Below are 19,577 nucleotides of genomic sequence, written 5' to 3' on the forward strand. Positions count from 1 at the left end.
CATCCAGTGCGGCCAGGCAGCGGTCGAGCGCGGCATCGTCCACGCACAGCGGCAACAACACGATCGCCCCCATCCCGCCTCCGTGGTTGTCGGTAGCCACAGACTAGCACTGAGAGGGTATCGGCCGGGCTGCACCCGGCACCCGCTTCAGGCCAGGGCAACAGCAACAGCCGAAGCAAAAGCTGGGTTCCTGGGGGTTGGCGGGGTGGGTCCGGTTGCGGAGGACGCTGCAAGTACGTCCATGTAAGCTCGGTCGCCGCTTGCTCGTGTGCGCTGTCCTGCGCACACGGCAAGACCGGGGTTGGGCATCCGGCCCAACCCGCCCGAGGCATGCCTCAGGCCCATGCGGCTCACGCCCCTGCGCAGCCCACCCGTCCGGCCACGGACACGTTGCTGGGTGCCACGGAAAGATCAGAAAAGCAGGAGCAACAGCGGATCGCTGCGCTCGTTGGGGCTGCCGACGACCTCTGTGGTGGGTACTCCTTTGGTGGGTGCCGACCATTGGTCGGCACCGCCGGTTGGTGCGGCACTCCAGTAGATCCACGCCACGCGTGGATGTGATCAACCGATGCTCGTGCGGTCGCGGCCGTCGCTCTTGGCGCGGTACAGCGCGCGGTCTGCGCGCTGGTACAGCAGCGCCGGGGTGCGGTCGTCGGCGTCCAGCTCCACCAGCCCCGCACTGAAGGTCACGCGCAGGCCGTCCACACCGGCCCAGTCGGGGTGGTCATGGAACAGGCCGCGCAGGCGTGCGCATAGCTGTGCGGCTTCCTCCAGGCGGGTGTCGTTGAGCAGCAGCGCGAACTCTTCGCCACCAGTCCGCGCGGGCAGGTCCGAGTCGCGGCTGGCGGCGGCGATCAGCCGCGCCACCTGCACCAGCACGGCATCGCCGATGCTGTGGCTGTGGCGGTCGTTGACGTCCTTGAAGTGGTCGATATCCAGCACCACCAGGCACAGCGGATGACCACTGCGCTGCGAACGCGCAAAGTCGCGGGCCAGCGTTTCATCGAAGGCACGGCGGTTGGCGAGGCCGGTCAGCGCATCTTCGCGGGCCTGCCGTTCGAAGGCCTCGGCCTGGCGTGCCAGGCGCTCGGCCAGTTCGGTCTTTTCCTGGTTCAGCGCCTGCAGGTGCACGGTCTTCGCCTGCAGGTCGAAGGTGGCCTCGTCCACCCGCCGCGCCAGGCGCAGGTTGCTGGCCTTCAGCTGCTGCAGCAGCAGGCGGTACAGCGCCACCAGCCCGGCCAGCAGCAACAGTCCACCCAACCCCTGCACGCTGCGTCGCTGCCACCAGAACGGCTCCACGGTGAAGCTCCATACCGCTTCCTGCTGGCCCCAGCTGCCACTCGGATGGGCCGCGGCCACGTGCAGGGTGTAATCGCCCGGCGGCAGGCCGACGAACTCCACGCTGCGCTGCGGGCCGCGTTCGACCCACCCCGCATCCAGGCCATCCAGCCGCGTGCGGTAGCGGATCCGGTCCGACATCAGGTAGCTCAGGCCGACATAGCTCACCGTCAAGCGACGGCCGCCGGGAATGTAGTTGCGGTCCGGGCCTTCCCAATGCACCGGTGCGCCATCCACCTGCACGCTTTCAATCGCTGCCGGCGGTGAAAGGCGCTCGCGGAAGCGCTGCAGGCGTTGCGGGTCAACGGTGCTCAGGCCTCCGGCGGTGACCACCCAGAACGTGCCGTCCTGGCGCAGGATCGCCGATGGCCCGGAGCTGCCGTTGGCCTGCGCATTGGCCATGCCGTCGATCTCGTTGTAGCGCTCCACCATCACCCGGGGTGCGCGGCCATCGGCCACGGCGTTGAGGGTGGCCATGTCGGTGCGCAGTACACCGCGGTTGCTGCTGATCCACACATTGCCAAGGCGATCCGGCACCAGCTGGAACACCGCATCCACCGGCATGCCCTGCTCCAGCCCCACCCGCGCCAGCGTGCCGTTCCGCCAGCGGTACAGGCCGCGGTCGCTGCTGATCCACATCGCGTCGCCCAACTGATGGAAGCCGAACACGCTGCGGCCACCGCCCAGCGGCGCCAGGTCGATCGACTGCACGTGGTCGCCGCGCAGCACGCGGATTCCCTCGATGGTGCCGATCCACAGGTTGCCCTGATGATCGTGCTCAAGTGCGGTGATCAGGCCGCTGGGCATGCCCGGGACGTTCGATACCTGCACACGGTCACCGTCGATGCGGACCACACCCTTCTGCGTGCCGGCCCAGACCACACCCTGCGGGTCCACGCTGATCGCGCGGATGTTGCCGCCCGGCATGCCATCGGCGGCGGCATAGTTGTGCCGCAGCCGGCCGTCACGACCAAGACGGTAGACGCCATCGCCGAACGTTCCGACCCACAGGTCACCGTCCGGGCCCTGCGCCAGGCTGAGCACCGAAGGTGCCTTGCCGCCGCGGTTGTGCAGCGGCATCGCACGGAAGCGGCCATCGGCGGTCTGCAGATCGAGGCCGCTGGCACTGCCGACCCACAGCTGGCGGTCGCGGTCCTCGAACACGGTGCGCACATAATCACCACTGAGGCCATCGCGCTCGGTGTAGCTGCTGAACAGCGTTTCGCGCAGGCGGTACAGGCCACCGTTGGCACCGACCCAGATGCTGCCCTCGGCATCCTCGCGCAGGCTGACCACGCGTCCACCCGGCAGGTTCAGGCCTGCCGGCAGCCGCTCCAGGCCATGTGCGGAGATGCGCAGCAGGCCCTGGTTCTCGGTGCCCAGCCACAGGTCTCCATGGCGATCCTGCAGCATCGAGGTCAGGTGCAGCTGGCCCGGCAGGCGGTGCATCAGCACCAGCTGATCATCTTCCACGCGGTACAGGCGCTCGCCGGCGACGATCCACAGCGCGCCGTCCGGAGCGCGGTACGGCCACGACAGGCCACTGCCGGCGCCCAGCCCCCACGCCGCGGGCGCCCGCTTGAGCACGCCGTCGTTGTCGCGCAGCACCAGCCCGTCCAACGTACCGGCCCAGACCCGGTCCTGCGCATCGACCACCAGCTTGGTGAAGCTCATCGCCATCGGCAGCTCGGCGGCCGGCGCCTGGTAGACGATGCCGGTGTCCGGCGTCAGATAGCCGATGCCCTTGCCTTCATAGAGCAGCCACAGGCGGCCCTGGCTGTCCATCTGCATGGACTGGATCAGTACCTGCGGGGTATCGGCCTGGTGCTCCCAGACCCGCCACTGGCCATCGTTACCGCGGTGGCTGACGTTGCCGCGCGAATCACTGATCCACAGCCCGCCCTGACGGTCGACGAACAGCGCACCGATGCCGTTGTCGCGCAGGCCCGGGCGGGTGCTGCGGTCGAACACGGTGAAATCGAGGCCGTTGTATCGCACCAGGCCTTCCCAGGTGGCGAACCACAGGTGGCCTTCGGGGGTCTGCGCGATGTCGCGCAGCGAGTTGTGTGGCAGGCCGTTGCGCGACGTCCATACATCGATGGCGTAATCGCGCAGCGGCGGTGCCCCCTCCTGCGCAGCCACCGGCAGTGCAAGGGCCAGCAGCAGCCACAGCAGGCCCTGTCGCAGCCATCGACCGATACCTGATCCGCAGCGCTCCGCCCAGCGCCCGATGTCCCCCTGTCCGGCCATCAGTGCAGCGGCGGCGGCCAGGCAGGGCTGCCGGGCCTGGCAGCATGCGGGAACTGCCAGGCAGCGCTGAACGGCATGCCGGCGGGAACGGGCTGGCTCATCGGGGGGAAACTGGGAAGATGCGCAGATGATAGGCCAAACCCGGCCCACGGCGTCACCATCGCCAGCCGCGAAGACTCAGCCCGCGCGCCCCGGCGGCGTTACCTGTGCACTGGCCGGCCACTGCACTACCGCCTCCAGCCCGCCTTCGGCGCGGTTCCGCAGCCACAGCCTCGCGCCATCCTTCTCGGCCAGAGCGCGGGCGATGGTCAAGCCCAGACCGGCGCCGCCGGTTTCGCGCGAACGCGAGGTCTCCACCCGCACGAACGGGTCGAACACGGCTTCCAGTTGATCTTCGGCCAGGCCGGGGCCGTCGTCGGCCACCACCACGGTGATCGCGCCGCCACTGCGCTCGACCCGTACCCTCACCCGGTAGGCGTACATCACCGCGTTGTCCACCAGGTTGGAAAACAGGCGGTGCATGGCCAGCGGACGCAACATCAACACCGCACCGCTGCCCCCTTCGAAGACGACATCACCGCCGCCCTCGGCGGTGTCTTCAACGATGCTCTCCAGCAGCGAATCCAGGTCCAGTGCGGCACGCTGCTCGGCGCTCTCAGCGCTGCGCGCCAGCTCCAGGCCTTCGCGCACCAACGCCTGCATCGCGGCCAGATCGCCGATCAGGCGCTCGCGCAGTACCTCGTCGCTGACGTTCTCCAGGCGCAGGCGCAGGCGGGTCAGCGGGGTCTGCAGGTCATGGGTGATCGCCGCCAGCATCTGCGTGCGCTCAGCCAGGTGCCGCTGCAGGCGATGCTGCATGGCATTGAAGGCTTCGGCAGCACGCTGCACCTCGCGCGGCCCGCGCAGCGGCAGGGGATCGCGCTGCAGGTCGTCGCCCAGGTCTTCGGCGGCGGCCGCCAGCTCCTGCAACGGCGCGCTGGCGATGCGCGCGACGATGTAGGCCAGCACCGCGATCGCCAGCACCAGCAGCGTCAGGAACCACGGATCAACGGCGAGGATGCCGTTGTGCGCCACCGCCGGCGAATCCAGCGCCAGCTTCAGCAACGTGCCGTCGTTGAGGGTCACGTCGACCGCACGGCACTTGGGCGGGATGAATGCCGGATCACGCTCGCGCGGGTGCTTGCGGTGCCCAGGCGGCGGCGGCGGCGGCAACAGGTCCTGCAGCTTGGGAATGCAGGAGCGGAACGAAGCGAAGTGCACATGCGCGCGAGCGACCGGGCCGGGCCGGTCATCCAGCACTTCCATCAACGCCGTGTCGGCCCGCCCCAGGCGCGCGCCGGGTTGCAGCGCGCGGACGCTCGGCCCACCGATTTCGAGCAGGCGCTCACGCAGCTCGGGATTGCCGTCGAGCAGGTTGACGTAGCCCTGCAGGCGGTCGGCGATGCGGTTCAGGTTCTGCCGCTCGAACTCCTGCTGGCGCTTGGAGGTGGCCAGCATGGTCGCGCCGATCGCGGCCACGCTCATGCCCAGCAGCAGGATCACGAACAACCGCCCGACCATCGAGGACAGGAAATGGCGCAGGCGCTTCATCGCGGCTTATTCCAGGTTCACCGAGGAGGCCAGTACATAGCCTTCGTTGCGTACGGTCTTGATCAGCCCGTCCGGGCCACCATCGTCGCCCAGCTTGTTGCGCAGGCGGCTGACCTGCAGGTCGATCGCGCGATCCTGTGCCTCGTAGTTGCGGCCACTGCTGAGCGCGACAAGCTGCTCGCGCGACAGCACCTTGTTGGCATGGGCGATGAACACCCGCAGCAGGCGGAACTCGGCGCCGGACAGCACCACCACGCGATCGTCCGGGTCCACCAGGTGGCGATGCTCCAGATCGAACACCCACCGCGAGAAGCGCGCACGGCGCACCGCCAGCGGCTCCAGGTTGGCCGGCAGCGCCTCGGTCCGGCGCAGCACGTTGCGGATGCGCGCCAGCAGCTCGCGCGGTTCGAACGGCTTGGCCAGATAGTCGTCGGCGCCCATTTCCAGGCCCAGCACGCGGTCGATCGGCTCGGCACGCGCGGTCAGCATGATCACCGGCGTGTTCGAGCGCGCGCGCAGGTCGCGGCACAGGGTCAGGCCATCCTCACGCGGCAGGTTGAGGTCGAGCACGATCAGGTCCACGTGCTCGCGTTCCAGCAACTGGCGCATGGCGGTGCCGTCGGCAGCCGTGCTCACCTGGTAGCCGGCACGGCCGAGCTGTTCGGCCAGCAGGGTGCGGATGTCGTTGTCGTCGTCGACGATCAGCAGTCGATGCATCGTGTTTTCAGTCTCCATGTCGCGATCATCCCGTGTCGGCAGCTGAACCGCATCCGGGGCAATGCGTACCAGTGTATCCACCCAAGGGCGGGATACCTGTGGTTACGCGTATTCACCGACAGTGTTACATAGAGACATACCCCGAGGATTGAGCCGCCCATCGCCCGGTCTTCACAATGCCCACCAACGCCGCCGCCGCGGCCCCGAGAGTGAAGCCACGACGTGACGTTCCGCCTGCTGCCCGCGACCCGCCGGGGTCGCCTGATACTGATCGCCCTGCTTGCCCTTGCCGTCGCCGCAGCCGCCTGGTGGCTGCTGCGCAAGCCCGCCGCCCCGGCGGTGGCGACCACGCCCGTCAGCCGTGGTGACATCGAGCAGACGGTGGAGGCCACCGGTGTGATCGACGCCTACAAGCTGGTCAGCGTGGGTGCCCAGGCCTCGGGCCAGATCAAGTCGCTGAAGGTGCAGCTGGGCGACACGGTGAAGGAAGGCGACCTGATCGCCGAGATCGACGCCACCACCCAGCAGAACCAGGTGCTCAACGCGCAGGCCTCGCTGGACCAGGTTACCGCCCAGCGCGCCGTGCAGCAGGCCACCCTGCGCCAGGCCGAACTGGAGTTCGCGCGCCAGCAGCAGATGCTGGCCGCCGAAGCCACCTCGCGCCAGGAATACGATGCCGCCGAGGCACAGCTGAAGACCGCCCGCGCCCAGCTGCAGTCCTACGAGGCGCAGATCAAGGGCCGCGAAACCGAACTGGGCACCGCCCGTGCCAACCTGGCCTACACCCGCATCACCGCGCCGATGGACGGCACCGTGGTGGCGGTGGTGGCCGAGGAAGGCCGCACCGTGAACGCCAACCAGACCGCGCCGACCATCGTCATGCTGGCGCGGCTGGACGTGGTCACCGTCAACGCCGAGATCTCCGAGGCCGACGTGGTCAAGATCAAGGCCGGCATGCCGGTGTACTTCACCACGCTGGGCGACCCGGACCGCAAGTACCACGCCACCCTGCGCCAGATCAATCCGGCACCGGCCTCGATCGCCAACGAGAATTCGTCCAGCTCCAGCAGTTCGTCCAGCTCCAGTTCCAGCAGCGCGGTCTACTACAACGCGCTGTTCGATGTGGAGAACCCGGACGGCACGCTGCGCATCGACATGACCGCCCAGGTCTCCGTGCTGCTCAAGCAGGCCAAGAATGTGCTGATGGTGCCGGCGGTGGCACTGGGACCGAAGCGCCGTGGCGACGAGCGCATGGTGCGGGTACTGGACGACAAGGGCCAGCCGCAGCCGCGCAAGGTCAGCGTGGGCATCAACAACGGCGCCTCGGCCGAGATCCTGTCCGGGCTGAAGGAGGGCGAGCGCGTGGTGGTGGGCGAAGCCGGTGCGGCCGGTGCCAGCGCCGGCGGCGGCAACCGCGGCGGCATGCAGATGCGGGTCGGCGGCCCGGGCATGGGGCGCCGATGAGCACGACGGCGCCGCTGCTGCGCCTGCGCGACCTGCGACGCGAATTCCCGGCCGGCGACGATGTGATCGCCGTGCTGCGCGACGTCAACCTGGACATCCACGCCGGTGAGATGGTGGCCATCGTCGGCCAGTCCGGCTCGGGCAAGTCGACGCTGATGAACATCCTCGGCTGCCTCGATCGCCCTACCCGTGGCAGCTACCAGGTGGCCGGCCGCGAAACCGGGAAGATGGAACCGGACGAGCTGGCCGAACTGCGCCGCGAACATTTCGGTTTCATCTTCCAGCGCTATCACCTGCTGGGCGACCTGGATGCGCGCGGCAACGTGGAAGTACCGGCGGTGTATGCCGGCAGCCCGGGCGCAGTGCGCAACGCGCGTGCCGAGCAGCTGCTGCAGCGGCTGGGCCTGAGCGACCGCATGCACCACAAGCCGGGCCAGCTGTCAGGTGGCCAGCAGCAGCGCGTGTCGATTGCACGTGCCCTGATGAACGGCGGCGAGGTGATCCTGGCCGACGAACCCACCGGCGCGCTCGACACGAAATCCGGCGAGGAAGTGATGGCGATCCTCGGTGAGCTGCACGCCGAAGGCCACACCATCATCATCGTCACCCACGACATGAGCGTGGCCGAACACGCACAGCGCATCATCGAGATCCGCGACGGCGAGATCATCGCCGACCGCGCCAACCCGAATGCGCCGACCTACCGTGCGCAGCGCGAGGCCAGCACCGGCGTGGCCCGCGGCAACAGCTGGCGGGCGGCCCGCGACCGCTTCACCGAAGCATTCCGCATGGCCCTGCTGGCGATGAACGCACATCGGCTGCGCACCTTCCTGACCATGCTCGGCATCATCATCGGCATCGCCTCGGTGGTCTCGGTGGTGGCGCTGGGCAATGGCTCGCAGCAGCAGATCCTGCAGAACATCAGCGCACTCGGCACCAACACCATCGACGTCTATCCCGGCCGTGGTTTCGGCGACATGCGCTCGGCGCGGGTACAGACGCTCAAGGCCAGCGATGCCGATGCACTGGCAAAGCAGAGCTACGTGGACAGCGCCACGCCCAGCGTGTCGACCTCGGTCACCGCGCGTTACCGCAACCAGTCGTCCACCGCCCAGGTCAGCGGCGTCAGCGAACAGTTCTTCCGGGTCAAGGGCGTGACCCTGCTCAGCGGCAGCTTCTTCGACAGTGACGCGGTGAAGGGCCTCGGCCAGGTGGCGGTGATCGACGAGAACACCCAGACCCAGTTCTTCCCCGATGTCGACCCGGTCGGCCAGGTGATCCTGCTCGGCAACGTGCCAGCACGCGTGGTCGGCGTGGCCAAGCGCCAGAGTTTCGGTTTCGGCGGCAGCACCAGCCTCAGCGTGTGGGTGCCGTACACCACGGTGATGTCGCGCATGCTCGGCCAGAGCCACGTCTCCAGCATCACCGTGCGCGTGGACGACGACACGCCGATGGATGCGGCGCAGGAAGCGATCACCCGCTTGCTGACGATGCGCCATGGCACCGAGGATTTCTTCCTCAGCAACAGCGCCGAAATCCGCCAGACCATCGAACAGACCACGCGCACGATGACGCTGCTGATCGGCGCGATCGCCGCCATCGCGCTGCTGGTCGGTGGCATCGGCGTGATGAACATCATGCTGGTGTCGGTCACCGAGCGTACGCGTGAGATCGGCGTGCGCATGGCCGTGGGTGCGCGGCAGAGTGATATCCGCCAGCAGTTCCTGATCGAAGCGGTACTGGTGTGCCTGCTCGGCGGCGTGCTCGGCATCGGCCTGGCCCTGCTGCTGGGCTCGATGATCGGCCGCTTCGCCAGTGACTTCCAGGTGCTGTTCTCCACCGCTTCGATTGTTGCCGCGTTCGCCTGCTCGACCCTGATCGGCGTGGCGTTCGGCTTCCTGCCCGCGCGCAATGCCGCGCAGCTCGACCCGGTCGAGGCCCTGGCCCGCGAATGAAGATGATGACCCGACTGCCCTTCCCTGCTCCCTCGCGCCTGCTGCTGGTGGGCGCTGTTCTGCTCGCCTTTTCAGGCTGTGCATCGGTGGGCCGCTACCCGGTGCAGGCCCCCGACGTGGCGGCCAGCTACGGGCGTGGCGACGCCACCCTCAATGCACCCGCCGACGACCCGCGCAGCAGCCTGGATACACCCGGCCGCGACATCCGCCAGGACACCTGGTGGACCGGCTTCGGCGATGAACGACTGGACCGCCTGGTGGCGCAGGCGCTGGCCGCCAACAGCGATCTGGCCGCCGCCGGCCTGGCCGTGCAGCGTTCGCGCCTGCAGGCTGGCCTGGCCAGCAACGCGCTGTGGCCGCAGCCTTCGTCCTCCGGGGTCAGTGGCAGCGCCAGCCGCGCCACCGACCAGGCTGATGACTGGCGCCGCAGCTATTCCACCGGCGTTTCGCTGGGCTGGGAGGTCGATCTGTGGGGCCGCCTGCGCACCCAGCGCGACATCGCCCGCTGGGAAGCCGAGGCCAGCGAGGAAGACCGGCAGAACACCGCGCTGCTGGTGATCGGCGACACCATCACCCAGTACTGGAACCTGGCCTATCTCAACCAGTCGATCGCCACCGGCCAGGCCAACCTGGAGCGGCTGGAACGTACCCGCGAACTGGTCCAGGCTCGCTTCGACGCCGGTGCGGTATCGCGCCTGGAAGTACGCCAGGCACTGCAGAACCTGCAGTCGCAGCGCTCCTCGCAGAGCGCGCTGGAACAGCAGCGGGTGGAAGTGCGCAATGCGCTGACCGTGCTGCTGGACGGCACGCCGTGGCCACAGCAGGACGAGCCGCAGGACCTGCTGGCCGCACGCAGCCCCGGGATCAACGAAGGCCTGCCGACCGACCTGCTCGGCCGCCGTCCCGACCTGCGCGCAGCCGAACTGCGCCTGCGCAACAGCCTGAAGACCATCAAGGTGACCGCCACCCAGTACTACCCGGCGCTGAGCCTGACCGGCAGCCTCGGGTCCAGTGCGACCTCGCTGGGTGATGTGCTGCGCAACCCGGTGGCCACCCTGGGTGCGGGCCTGTCATTGCCGTTCCTCAATCTGCAGCGCGCGCAGCTGGATACCGACATCGCCGGCACCGGCTACCAGATCGCCGCGACCAATTTCCGCAAGACGCTGTACACCGCGCTCTCGGAAGTGGACAACGCACTGTCGGCACGCGAGCAGCTGGCGCGCCAGGTGGCGGCCTCGCAGGCTTCGTATGACGAAGCGGTGGAAGTGGAGCGCGCGCAGGAAGTGCGCTACCGCGTGGGTGCCACCGACCTGCGCACCTGGCTGGAAGCGCAGCAGACCCGGCGTGATGCCGAGCTGTCGTTGGCGCGCGTGCGCCAGAGCCAGCTGAACAACGACGTGACCCTGTTCAAGGCGCTGGGCGGCAGCGCGGGCTGAGGCGGCAAGAGCGCCAACCAAGGTTGGCGACTACCGGCAGGTGTCGACCTTGGTCGACACGCTACTTCTGTAGAGCCGAGCCCATGCTCGGCTGCCTTGTTGATCGGGTATGCGATAGCCGAGCGTAGGCTCGGCTCTACAGATCAACCGCGCTGGCGCACGGCCTCGAACAGGCTGACGCCGGCGGCGACGGAGACGTTCAGGCTCTCGATCTCGCCCGGCATCGGAATCTTGACCAGGCCATCGCAGTTCTCGCGGGTCAGGCGGCGCAGGCCATCGGCCTCGCCACCCAGCACCAGGGCGATGTTGCCCTTCAGGTCCAGCTGGTACAGCGAAGCGGTGGCTTCGCCGGCCAGACCGTAGATCCACACGCCCTGCTTCTGCAGGTCCTTCAGGCAGCGCGACAGGTTGGTCACCGCCACTACCGGGATCAGATCGGCGGCACCGGCCGAGGTCTTGCGCACGGTCGCGTTCACCGTGGCCGACTTGTCCTTGGGGATGATTACTGCAGTCGCGCCGGCCGCAGCGGCCGAGCGCAGGCAGGCGCCGAGGTTGTGCGGGTCCTGCACCTCGTCCAGCACCAGCAGCAGGGCCTTGCCTTCGGCTGCAGTGACCAGGCCTTCCAGCTCGTTCTCGCTGTAGGTACGAGCGGCGGCATAGCGCGCGGCCACGCCCTGGTGGCGCACCGGACCACCCACGCCATCCAGCGCCTGGCTGTTCACCTTGCGCACGTCGATGCCCTTGCGGCGGGCGTTTTCCTCGATCTCGGTCAGGCGCGGGTTCTTCGCACCGGCCTCGACCAGCACTTCGCGGACGTTCTCGGCGTCGTTCTCGATGGAGGAGGCGACGGCGTTGACGCCGACAATCCACTGGCTGTTCTTGCTCATGCGGGCGGGGACCGGAAAGGGGGTGGCTATGGTAGAGCATCGGCGGGCCGGGCGCTGCGGCGGGCCCGCCTGTAGAGCCGAGCCTGCACCCGGCGGCCTTGGGTTCAGGCTGCGGCGACCCGCAGCCGAGCGTGGGCTCGGCTCTACAGGTGCGTTACCGGCTGCGCGGCGGCCAGTGTGGGGTGTCGTGGTCGGGATGCTGGTGGGACACGATCGTGGCCAGGAAATCCAGCGCGGCGATGTCTTCCTCGGTACGACGGGCCGGCAGGCTGGCCAACGTATCGACGAACGGCAGCTTGCGCTCGACCCCGTACTGGATCGTCGGCGGCAGGCGCTCGGGTTCGTCAAAGGCACCGGCCGCCACCGCCACGCCGTCCGGCGCCTCGTAGGTCAGCGGCGTACCGCAGTCGGCGCAGAAGCCCCGCCGCACCACGTTGGACGACTGGAAATAGCGCGGCTGGCCGCGGGTCCAGCTGAACTGCACGCCGCGCACCGACACCAGCGGCGCGTAGTAGGCACCGAAGGCCTTCTGGCACATCCGGCAATGGCAGATCGAGCTGTCGGTGAGCGCGCCACGCGCCTGGAAGCGGATCGCGCCGCACTGGCAGCCGCCGCTGTACTCGGGTTGGCCCTGCATCTGCGGTCCTCCGTAACGTCGTGCCAACCAAGGTTGGCACCTACCGGGTGAGGGATGTGCCAACCAACGGCTGGCACCTACCGGGTGAGGCAGGTGCCGACCGTTGGCCGGCACACCTTTCAATGCTGCTTCTTCGTCCGCTTGGCCGGCTTTCCACGCTCCGGCAGCGGCGGCAGGCCATCGCCTTCATCCTCGCCCTTGTGTTCGACCAGGCGGAAGTCGATCTTGCGCTCTTCCATGCTGGCCTTCAGCACCAGGATCCGCACGCGGTCACCCAGCCGGTAGCTGGCGCCACGGCGCTCGCCGGTCAGCGTCTTGCGGGTGGCGTCGAACTTGTAATAGTCCTGCGGCAGCTGGGTCACGTGGACCAGGCCCTGCACTTTCGACTCATCCAGCTCGACGAACAGGCCGAAGCTGGTCACGCCGCTGATCACGCCATCGAACTGGCCACCCACGTGCTTTTCCATCCACGCCGCGCGGTAACGCTCGTCGACCTCACGCTCGGCTTCATCGGCACGGCGCTCACGCTCGGAGCACTGCAGCGCCAGCGCAGCCATTTCGCGCGCGTTGTAGGTGAACTTGTCCAACGGCTTGCCGGACAGCGCGTGCTTGATCGCGCGGTGCACCAGCAGGTCGGGATAGCGACGGATCGGCGAGGTGAAGTGCGCGTACGCCTCCAGCGCCAGGCCGAAGTGGCCGTGGTTCTCCGGGCTGTAGATCGCCAGGCTCTGGCTGCGCAGCAGCACCGATTCCAGCAGCGTGGCATCGGGGCGGTCGCGGATCTTCTTCAGCAGCTTGGTGTAGTCACCCGGGCGCACCTTGGACCACGGCGGCAGGCTCAGCTTGAACTCCTTGAGGAATTCCAGCAGGTCGGCGTACTTGGTTTCCGGCGGCTTCTCGTGGATGCGGTACGGGGCCGGCACGTGGCGCGACAGCAGGTACTTCGCCGCCTCGACGTTGGCCGCGATCATGCATTCCTCGATCAGCTTGTGCGCGTCGTTGCGCACCAGCATGCCGGCCTGGGTCACTTCACCGCGGTTGTCCAGCACGAAGCGTACTTCACTGCTTTCGAACTCGATGGCACCGCGCTTGGCGCGTGCCTTGGACAGCACCTTGTACAGCTGGTGCAGGCGCTGCACCTGCGGCAACAGATCGCCCATCCAGGCCTTGGTATCGGCATCGTCCTCGCCCACAGCCTTCCACACCTGGGTGTAGGTCAGGCGCGCGTGCGAGTTCATCACCGCCTCGTAGAAGCGCGAATGCGTGACCAGGCCGTCGCGGTCGATCTGCATGTCGCAGACGAAGCACATGCGGTCGACCTTCGGCATCAACGAACAGATGCCGTTGGAGAGCGTCTCCGGCAGCATCGGCACCACGAAGCCGGGGAAGTAGACCGAAGTCGCACGCTTCTGCGCTTCCTCGTCCAGCGGCGTGCCGGGGCGGACGTAGTTCGAAACATCGGCAATCGCCACCACCAGGCGGAAACCGTCGGCATTCGGCTCGCAGTACACCGCGTCGTCGAAGTCCTTGGCATCTTCACCGTCGATGGTGACCAGCGGCGTGCTGCGCAGATCGACACGGTCGCCGATCATCGCCGGTTCAACCACCATCGGCACCGAGGCGGCTTCGTCCAGCACCTCCTGCGGGAACTCGAACGGCAGCTCGTGGCCGTGGATGGCGGTCTCCACCACCAGCGATGCGGTCAGCTTGTCGCCGAGCACGGCGATGATGCGGCCGATCGGCGGACGGCGGCTGTCCGGCGCCTGGGTCAGCTCGCAGACCACCAGCTGGCCGTCGCGCGCGCCACCGGTCTGGTCCGGCGGCACCTGTACGTTGCGCTGCACGCGCTTGTCGTCGGGCACCACGTAGTTGATGCCCATCTCGATGCTGAAGCGACCGATCAGGCGGGTCATGCCGCGCTCAAGCACGCGGGCGATGCTGCCTTCGCGGCGGCCACGATGGTCGATGCCGGTCACACGGGCCAGCACCTTGTCACCGTGCATCACCTTGCGCATTTCATACGGTGGCAGGAACAGGTCGTCGCCACCCTCGACCGGGCGCAGGAAGCCAAATCCTTCCGGGTTGGCGATCACCACGCCGGTGACCAGGTTCAGGGTCTGGATCGGGGCGAAACCACCACGACGGTTCTGCACCAACTGGCCATCACGGACCATGGCACCAAGCCGGCGCGACAGCGCCTCGGCCCGGTCAGGTGCGGTCAGGCCCAGGCGCGCGCCCAGTTCTTCGGCGGTCTGCGGCCCGTCGCAACGCTCCAGCAGGGCCAGGATGGCCTCGCGGCTGGCGATGGGCTGTTCGTATTTCTCCGCTTCACGCGCGGCATAGGGATCGTCGATCACCTTGCCGGTCGGCGGCAGCTTGCGGCCCGGGGCCGGGCCTGGCGCGTCGGTATTGCGGACCTTGCGGCCACGCGGTGGTGCGCCGCCTTCATTCAATTCGGGGAACCAGCCCGGCAACGGCTTGCCCGGCTTGGTGGTGCGGGCCGTGCCCGCCTTGGCGCCCTTCTTCGGGCCCTGGCTGCGGGAGGTGCTCCCGCCCTTGCTTGGTTTTTTGGTAGTCATCGCCCTACATGGTAGCCGTTGACGGCGTGCAGAACGGGTCAGTGGCCGTCTTGAAGGCCTTGCGTGAAAAATATTCAGGAAGTCGTTGACAGCCTGCGGATTCATCTTCACAATTGCGCCTCTGGAACGCCCAGGTGGCGGAATTGGTAGACGCACTAGTTTCAGGTACTAGCGGGTAAAACCGTGGAGGTTCGAGTCCTCTCCTGGGCACCAACGAAAAAACTCCTCGCTTCGGCGGGGATTTTTTTTGCCTGTAATCCGGCCCTGAGGCTCGCCCCTGATTCCTCCAGGAAGGAACTCCGACCGGTAATCGCAATGATCTTCACAAGGGTGTTGACACCCCCGTCACAACACCCCATAATTTCGCTCCTCGACGCCCAGGTGGCGGAATTGGTAGACGCACTAGTTTCAGGTACTAGCGGGTAAAACCGTGGAGGTTCGAGTCCTCTCCTGGGCACCACGTCGAGAATGAGAAAAACCCGCGAAAGCGGGTTTTTTCATGCCCGTGATTCGGCATCGCCGCGATCGACGGCCGGCATCACAACAACGGCCGCAGCACCAGTTCCAGCCCAAGCAGCAGCAGGAACCCAAGGAAACAGACACGGAACAGCCGCGCACTGATCCGCTGCCGGATCACCTGCCCCAGCCACATGCCCAGCAATGCCGGCAGCACCGCCAACGCACTCAGCCCCAGCTGCTGGATGCCGAATGCGCCATGCAGCACCAGGCCGGTGGTCAGCGAAATCGTCGACACAGTGAAGGCCAGCCCCAACGCCTGCACCAGCTCCTCGCGCTGCAATCCCAGCGACTGCAGATACGGTACCGCCGGCATCACGAACACGCCGGTGGCGCCGGTCACCACGCCCGACAATGCCCCCACCAGCGGCCCCAGCCAACGCTCGCGCCGCTGCGGCACGCGAAACACCGGTGCAAGCAGGGCATAGACGGCATAGACCACCAGCGCCACTCCCAGCGCAACGCGCGACCCGGTACGATCGACCCGCACCAGCAGCGCCGCCGAACCCAGTGTCACCGCCACCACCGCCAGCATCATCGGCCACAGGCGCCGCACGATGGGGCCCAGCGACGGCCCGGACAACAGCTGCCACGCGTTGGTGACAAAGGTGGGGATGAACAGCATCGATGCCGCCGCCACCGGCGACAACGCGCCACCGAGCAGCCCCATCGCCACCGTCGGCAACCCCATGCCGGTCACGCCCTTGACCACGCCAGCCAGCACGAACACCACCACCAGCAGCGCGTAGAAGTACATCGATTCATTCATGCCTTCATTGGATCGGGCCGTCGCCCGGCGCACAATGCGGTCTTCCCGGCCCACCCTTCGGCTGATCCGAAGGCTCGGGCGTTGCGATGAGGGCATGACATGCGGATGGATATCGCCGACCTGCGCCTGTTCCTGGCGATTGCCGAGGCGGGCAGCATCACGGCCGGCGCGGCGCAGGCGAACCTGGCCCTGGCCTCGGCCAGCGAACGCCTGCGCACGATCGAAGCCGATGCCGGCACCGTGCTGCTGAACCGCCATCCGCGTGGCGTCAGCCTGACTGAAGCCGGCGCCGCCCTCGCCCACCATGCACGCCTGATCCTGCAGCAGCAGGCGCAGCTGCGCGGCGAACTGCAGGCATTCGCGCATGGCGCGCGCGGTACCCTGCATCTGTATGCCAATACCGCTGCGCTGACCAACTACCTGCCCTCGCGGCTGGCACCGTGGCTGGCCGAACGCCCACGCCTGCATGTGGAACTGCTGGAGCGCACCAGCCCCGAAGTCGTGCGTGCGATCAGCGCTGGCCAGGCCGAGGCCGGCATCATCAGCGATGCGGTCGACGCTGCCGGCCTGCAGCAGCATGTGGTGGCCGAAGATCCACTGGTGATGCTGCTGCCCGCAGACCATCGCCTCGCATCGCGGCGCAGCCTGGCCTTCGCCGATGTTGCCGGCGAGACTTTCGTCGCCCTGGCCGATGGCAATGCACTGCAGACCTACATCGAGGACCAGGCACGCGACATCGGGCGGCGCCTGGACGTGCGCATCCGCATGAAGACCTTCGAAGGGGTGTGCATCATGGTCGGCCACGACATTGGTATCGGCATCGTGCCGCAGACCATCGCCCGCCAGCATCGGCGCAGCACGCATACCGTCGCCGTACCGCTCGCCGATGCGTGGGCACAGCGCCGCCTGTGCGCCTGTTTTGCCGAGTGGGCGCAGTTGTCATCGGCAATGCGCAGCCTGCTGCTTCACCTGGGTGTGCAGCCGCAGAAAAAGCTGTGAAATGTTGTTGACACATCCTCTGCCGTACCGCACAATTCGTCTCCTGAGTCGCCCAGGTGGCGGAATTGGTAGACGCACTAGTTTCAGGTACTAGCGGGTAAAACCGTGGAGGTTCGAGTCCTCTCCTGGGCACCACGACTCAAGATGATCAAACCCGCGAAAGCGGGTTTTTTCGTTTCCGGGGTTTGGCGAGCGTGGCATCGCATCTACCGCTCGAACTGTCGTATCTCGCACCACCCAGGCGTCACCCGCTGGTGCATACCTCCTCCCGGCGCGTCGTCACCAAACCCTGAACGGCTTTCTTCTGGGTCGCATTTCACATTGCGCGTTCAATTCGTAATTTTCCTAGTCGGAGATCTACCCGATTCCTTTTCGGTGGAAGGCAGATTTACGGGAGCCGGTTGCAGGTCTATCGCCACGACCTGACCAGCGCCCTCCCCTTTGCCCAAAGGACGCCCCAATGCAGCGCAGCATCATCTGCCCTCACTGCGACACCGGCTCGAACCACGGCGTACGCGTATGCGTGGGATGCCAGGCCGAGGTCCACTACGGCGCATCGAAGGAGGCCGTAATGTTCGTCTTTGTCGCCGCCATCATCTGCGGCGCACTGGTCGGCAGCCGATTGCAGGCCACTGCCGGCTGGATCACGTGCGGCGCCGTACTTGTGGCGGGAATGTGGGCCATTTCCCGATTGTTCCGTGATCGGGTGGTGTTCAAGCGCATCTATCGCACGCGCTGAACCTGCGCCGCTGCACTCCCCCAACGGCAGGGCCCGTGCGACCCGCGTTGCACAAACAAAAACCCCGCCTTGCGGCGGGGTCAAAATACAGCACGTGTTTCCAGGGAGTTTTCAGTGCCCGCCGCCGGCGGCCGCACCTGCGCCTGCGCCGAACGGCGGTTTGGCCAGCCACAGGAACGCGATGATCGCCAGGAAGATCCAGCCCAGCAGGAAGAAGATGTCGTTGAAGCCCATCTGCGATGCCTGGTGGTTGATCATGTTGTTCAGTACCGCGGCACCATGTTGCAGGTCGCCCTGCCCCATCGCCGTCACCTGGTCCTGCATGCCCGGCTGATAGACCGAGATGTGCTCGGTCAGGTCAGCATGGTGCACCTGGGTGCGCCGCGCCCACAGCCACGTCGTCAGCGACGCCGCGAAACTGCCGCCCAGCGTACGCAGGAAGGTGGCCAGGCCGGAGCCCGCCGCGATCTCGCGCCCATCCAGGTCCGACAGCAGGATCTGCAGCACCGGCATGAAGAACAGCGCGACGCCGATGCCCATGATCAACTGCACGCCGGCCACGTGGGTGTAGTCCACCTGCAGGTTGAAGTTCGAACGCAGGAAACTGGTCATCGACAACACGATGAACGCGACCGTGGCCAGCATGCGCATGTCGAAGCGCGATGCGTACTTGCCCACGAACGGGGTCATGATCACCGGCAGGATGCCGATCGGCGCCGTCGCCAGGCCCGCCCAGATCGCGGTGTAACCCATGTCACGCTGCAGCCACTGCGGAATCAGCAGGGCCACGCTGAAGAACGCCGCGTACGCCACCACCATCGCCAGCGTACCGGCGCGGAAGTTGCGATGCCGGAACAGCTTCAGGTCGACGATCGGATCCTTGTCGGTCAGTTCCCAGATCAGGAACACCGTCAGCGTGACCACAGCCACACACGCCAGCACCACGATCTTCATCGACGAGAACCAGTCCTCGTCATTGCCCAGGTCGAGCACCAGCTGCAGCGCACCGACACCGATCACCAGGGTGACCAGGCCGACATAGTCCATCTTCGGCTTCTCGATGTGCTCCGGGCGCCCCTTCAACTGGTTGCCCACCACCAGCGCGGCAAAGATGCCCAGCGGCACATTGATCAGGAAGATCCATTCCCAGCTGTAGTTGTCGGTGATCCAGCCACCGAGGATGGGGCCGCAGATCGGCGCAACCACCGTGATCATCGCCAGCAGCGCCAATGCCTGCCCACGTTTCTCACGCGGGTAGATCGAGACCAGCAGCGACTGCGTGATCGGATACATCGGGCCGGCCACGAAGCCCTGCAGCGCACGCGACACCACCAGCATGCCCATGCTCTGCGCCAGGCCGCACAGCAGCGAGGTGATGACAAAGGCCAGCGTGGCCCAGACGAACAGCTTGCGTTCGCCGAAACGGCGGCTGAGCCAGCCGGTCAGCGGCAGCGCGATGGCCGTGCTGACCGCAAACGAGGTGATGACCCAGGTCGCCTGCTGCGAACTGGCACCGAGATTGCCGGCGATGGTCGGCAGCGAGACGTTGGCGATGGTGGTATCGAGCACCTGCATGAACGAGGCCATCGCCAGGCCGACGGTACACAGGGCGACGCTGGGCGGCAGGAACCCGGAGGCCGCACCCGGCGCCGCCGGTGCACCCGGAGCGCCGGGCGCGGCTGGAGCTTGTGCGGACATGGC

The 19,577-nt window shown here is 67.2% G+C and carries 12 protein-coding genes, 3 tRNA genes and 1 pseudogene; 8 read left to right on the forward strand and 8 right to left on the reverse strand.

The window, feature by feature from the left end; all coding sequences use genetic code 11:
* Positions 1-561 precede the first annotated feature (561 nt).
* From ARC63_RS01070 to ARC63_RS01080, 3 genes are all read right to left on the reverse strand, one after another.
* The gene (locus ARC63_RS01070; RefSeq protein ID WP_057502310.1) at positions 562-3,588 is read right to left on the reverse strand and encodes a ligand-binding sensor domain-containing diguanylate cyclase; all 3,027 of its coding nucleotides are present in this window, start codon (positions 3,586-3,588) and stop codon (positions 562-564) included.
* Between the two features lie 177 nt (positions 3,589-3,765).
* On the reverse strand, positions 3,766-5,178 hold the full coding sequence (locus ARC63_RS01075; protein ID WP_057502311.1) for an ATP-binding protein: 1,413 nt from the start codon (positions 5,176-5,178) through the stop codon (positions 3,766-3,768).
* Between the two features lie 6 nt (positions 5,179-5,184).
* A complete protein-coding gene (locus tag ARC63_RS01080; protein ID WP_057502312.1) occupies positions 5,185-5,913 on the reverse strand; it encodes a response regulator in 729 nt (242 codons plus the stop codon).
* A 204-nt stretch (positions 5,914-6,117) separates the two neighbouring features.
* On the opposite strand from ARC63_RS01080, the gene ARC63_RS01085 reads away from it, so the two are divergent.
* The 3 genes from ARC63_RS01085 to ARC63_RS01095 are packed head-to-tail and all read left to right on the forward strand — an operon-like array spanning position 6,118 to position 10,750.
* Positions 6,118-7,359: an efflux RND transporter periplasmic adaptor subunit gene (locus tag ARC63_RS01085; RefSeq protein WP_043402608.1), complete on the forward strand. Its 1,242-nt coding sequence runs from the start codon at positions 6,118-6,120 to the stop codon at positions 7,357-7,359.
* The gene (locus ARC63_RS01090; RefSeq protein ID WP_057502313.1) at positions 7,356-9,314 is read left to right on the forward strand and encodes a MacB family efflux pump subunit; all 1,959 of its coding nucleotides are present in this window, start codon (positions 7,356-7,358) and stop codon (positions 9,312-9,314) included. Before ARC63_RS01085 ends, ARC63_RS01090 begins: the two co-directional genes overlap by 4 nt.
* Entirely contained in the window at positions 9,311-10,750 is a 1,440-nt protein-coding gene (locus tag ARC63_RS01095) for an efflux transporter outer membrane subunit (RefSeq protein ID WP_057502314.1), read from the forward strand. The genes ARC63_RS01090 and ARC63_RS01095 overlap by 4 nt, the downstream gene beginning before the upstream one ends.
* Before the next feature lie 143 nt (positions 10,751-10,893).
* Here the strand turns inward: ARC63_RS01095 and rlmB are convergent, their stop codons facing one another.
* The 3 genes and pseudogenes from rlmB to rnr all read right to left on the reverse strand — a co-directional run.
* Positions 10,894-11,637, reverse strand: a complete 744-nt coding sequence (rlmB, locus tag ARC63_RS01100) for a 23S rRNA (guanosine(2251)-2'-O)-methyltransferase RlmB (protein ID WP_010486245.1) — start codon at positions 11,635-11,637, stop codon at positions 10,894-10,896.
* Positions 11,638-11,791: 154 nt separating this feature from the next.
* A complete protein-coding gene (locus ARC63_RS01105) occupies positions 11,792-12,274 on the reverse strand; it encodes a GFA family protein (RefSeq protein ID WP_010486247.1) in 483 nt (160 codons plus the stop codon).
* Positions 12,275-12,393: 119 nt separating this feature from the next.
* Positions 12,394-14,622: pseudogene (gene rnr / locus ARC63_RS01110) on the reverse strand (ribonuclease R); the annotation flags it as partial.
* 359 nt (positions 14,623-14,981) lie between these two features.
* Between rnr and ARC63_RS01115 the strand changes: the two are divergent.
* A tRNA-Leu gene (locus ARC63_RS01115) sits at positions 14,982-15,066 on the forward strand.
* A 162-nt stretch (positions 15,067-15,228) separates the two neighbouring features.
* Positions 15,229-15,313 (forward strand) — tRNA-Leu (locus tag ARC63_RS01120).
* A 78-nt stretch (positions 15,314-15,391) separates the two neighbouring features.
* On the opposite strand, the gene ARC63_RS01125 is transcribed toward ARC63_RS01120, so the two are convergent.
* The gene (locus tag ARC63_RS01125; RefSeq protein ID WP_057502316.1) at positions 15,392-16,138 is read right to left on the reverse strand and encodes a sulfite exporter TauE/SafE family protein; all 747 of its coding nucleotides are present in this window, start codon (positions 16,136-16,138) and stop codon (positions 15,392-15,394) included.
* Between the two features lie 99 nt (positions 16,139-16,237).
* On the opposite strand from ARC63_RS01125, the gene ARC63_RS01130 reads away from it, so the two are divergent.
* The 3 genes from ARC63_RS01130 to ARC63_RS01140 all read left to right on the forward strand — a co-directional run bounded on the left by ARC63_RS01130 (position 16,238) and on the right by ARC63_RS01140 (position 17,876).
* Complete coding sequence (locus ARC63_RS01130) at positions 16,238-17,137, forward strand: LysR family transcriptional regulator (RefSeq protein ID WP_049411524.1); 900 nt, start codon at positions 16,238-16,240, stop codon at positions 17,135-17,137.
* Between the two features lie 50 nt (positions 17,138-17,187).
* A tRNA-Leu gene (locus ARC63_RS01135) sits at positions 17,188-17,272 on the forward strand.
* 325 nt (positions 17,273-17,597) lie between these two features.
* Positions 17,598-17,876, forward strand: a complete 279-nt coding sequence (locus ARC63_RS01140) for a hypothetical protein (protein WP_057502317.1) — start codon at positions 17,598-17,600, stop codon at positions 17,874-17,876.
* A 111-nt stretch (positions 17,877-17,987) separates the two neighbouring features.
* Here the strand turns inward: ARC63_RS01140 and emrB are convergent, their stop codons facing one another.
* Entirely contained in the window at positions 17,988-19,574 is a 1,587-nt protein-coding gene (gene emrB, locus ARC63_RS01145; RefSeq protein ID WP_019336959.1) for a multidrug efflux MFS transporter permease subunit EmrB, read from the reverse strand.
* Between the last annotated feature and the right edge of the window lie 3 nt (positions 19,575-19,577).

Source organism: Stenotrophomonas geniculata ATCC 19374 = JCM 13324 (assembly GCF_001431625.1).
GTDB lineage: Bacteria > Pseudomonadota > Gammaproteobacteria > Xanthomonadales > Xanthomonadaceae > Stenotrophomonas > Stenotrophomonas geniculata.

Bases quoted from the DNA above. Each gene is read 5' to 3' on its own strand.
- ARC63_RS01070 (WP_057502310.1), bottom strand. From the start codon at position 3,588: ATGGCCGGACAGGGGGACATCGGGCGCTGGGCGGAGCGCTGCGGATCA.
- ARC63_RS01075 (WP_057502311.1), bottom strand. From the start codon at position 5,178: ATGAAGCGCCTGCGCCATTTCCTGTCCTCGATGGTCGGGCGGTTGTTC.
- ARC63_RS01080 (WP_057502312.1), bottom strand. From the start codon at position 5,913: ATGGAGACTGAAAACACGATGCATCGACTGCTGATCGTCGACGACGAC.
- ARC63_RS01090 (WP_057502313.1), top strand. From the start codon at position 7,356: ATGAGCACGACGGCGCCGCTGCTGCGCCTGCGCGACCTGCGACGCGAA.
- ARC63_RS01095 (WP_057502314.1), top strand. From the start codon at position 9,311: ATGAAGATGATGACCCGACTGCCCTTCCCTGCTCCCTCGCGCCTGCTG.
- rlmB (WP_010486245.1), bottom strand. From the start codon at position 11,637: ATGAGCAAGAACAGCCAGTGGATTGTCGGCGTCAACGCCGTCGCCTCC.
- ARC63_RS01105 (WP_010486247.1), bottom strand. From the start codon at position 12,274: ATGCAGGGCCAACCCGAGTACAGCGGCGGCTGCCAGTGCGGCGCGATC.
- ARC63_RS01125 (WP_057502316.1), bottom strand. From the start codon at position 16,138: ATGAATGAATCGATGTACTTCTACGCGCTGCTGGTGGTGGTGTTCGTG.
- ARC63_RS01130 (WP_049411524.1), top strand. From the start codon at position 16,238: ATGCGGATGGATATCGCCGACCTGCGCCTGTTCCTGGCGATTGCCGAG.
- ARC63_RS01140 (WP_057502317.1), top strand. From the start codon at position 17,598: ATGCAGCGCAGCATCATCTGCCCTCACTGCGACACCGGCTCGAACCAC.
- emrB (WP_019336959.1), bottom strand. From the start codon at position 19,574: ATGTCCGCACAAGCTCCAGCCGCGCCCGGCGCTCCGGGTGCACCGGCG.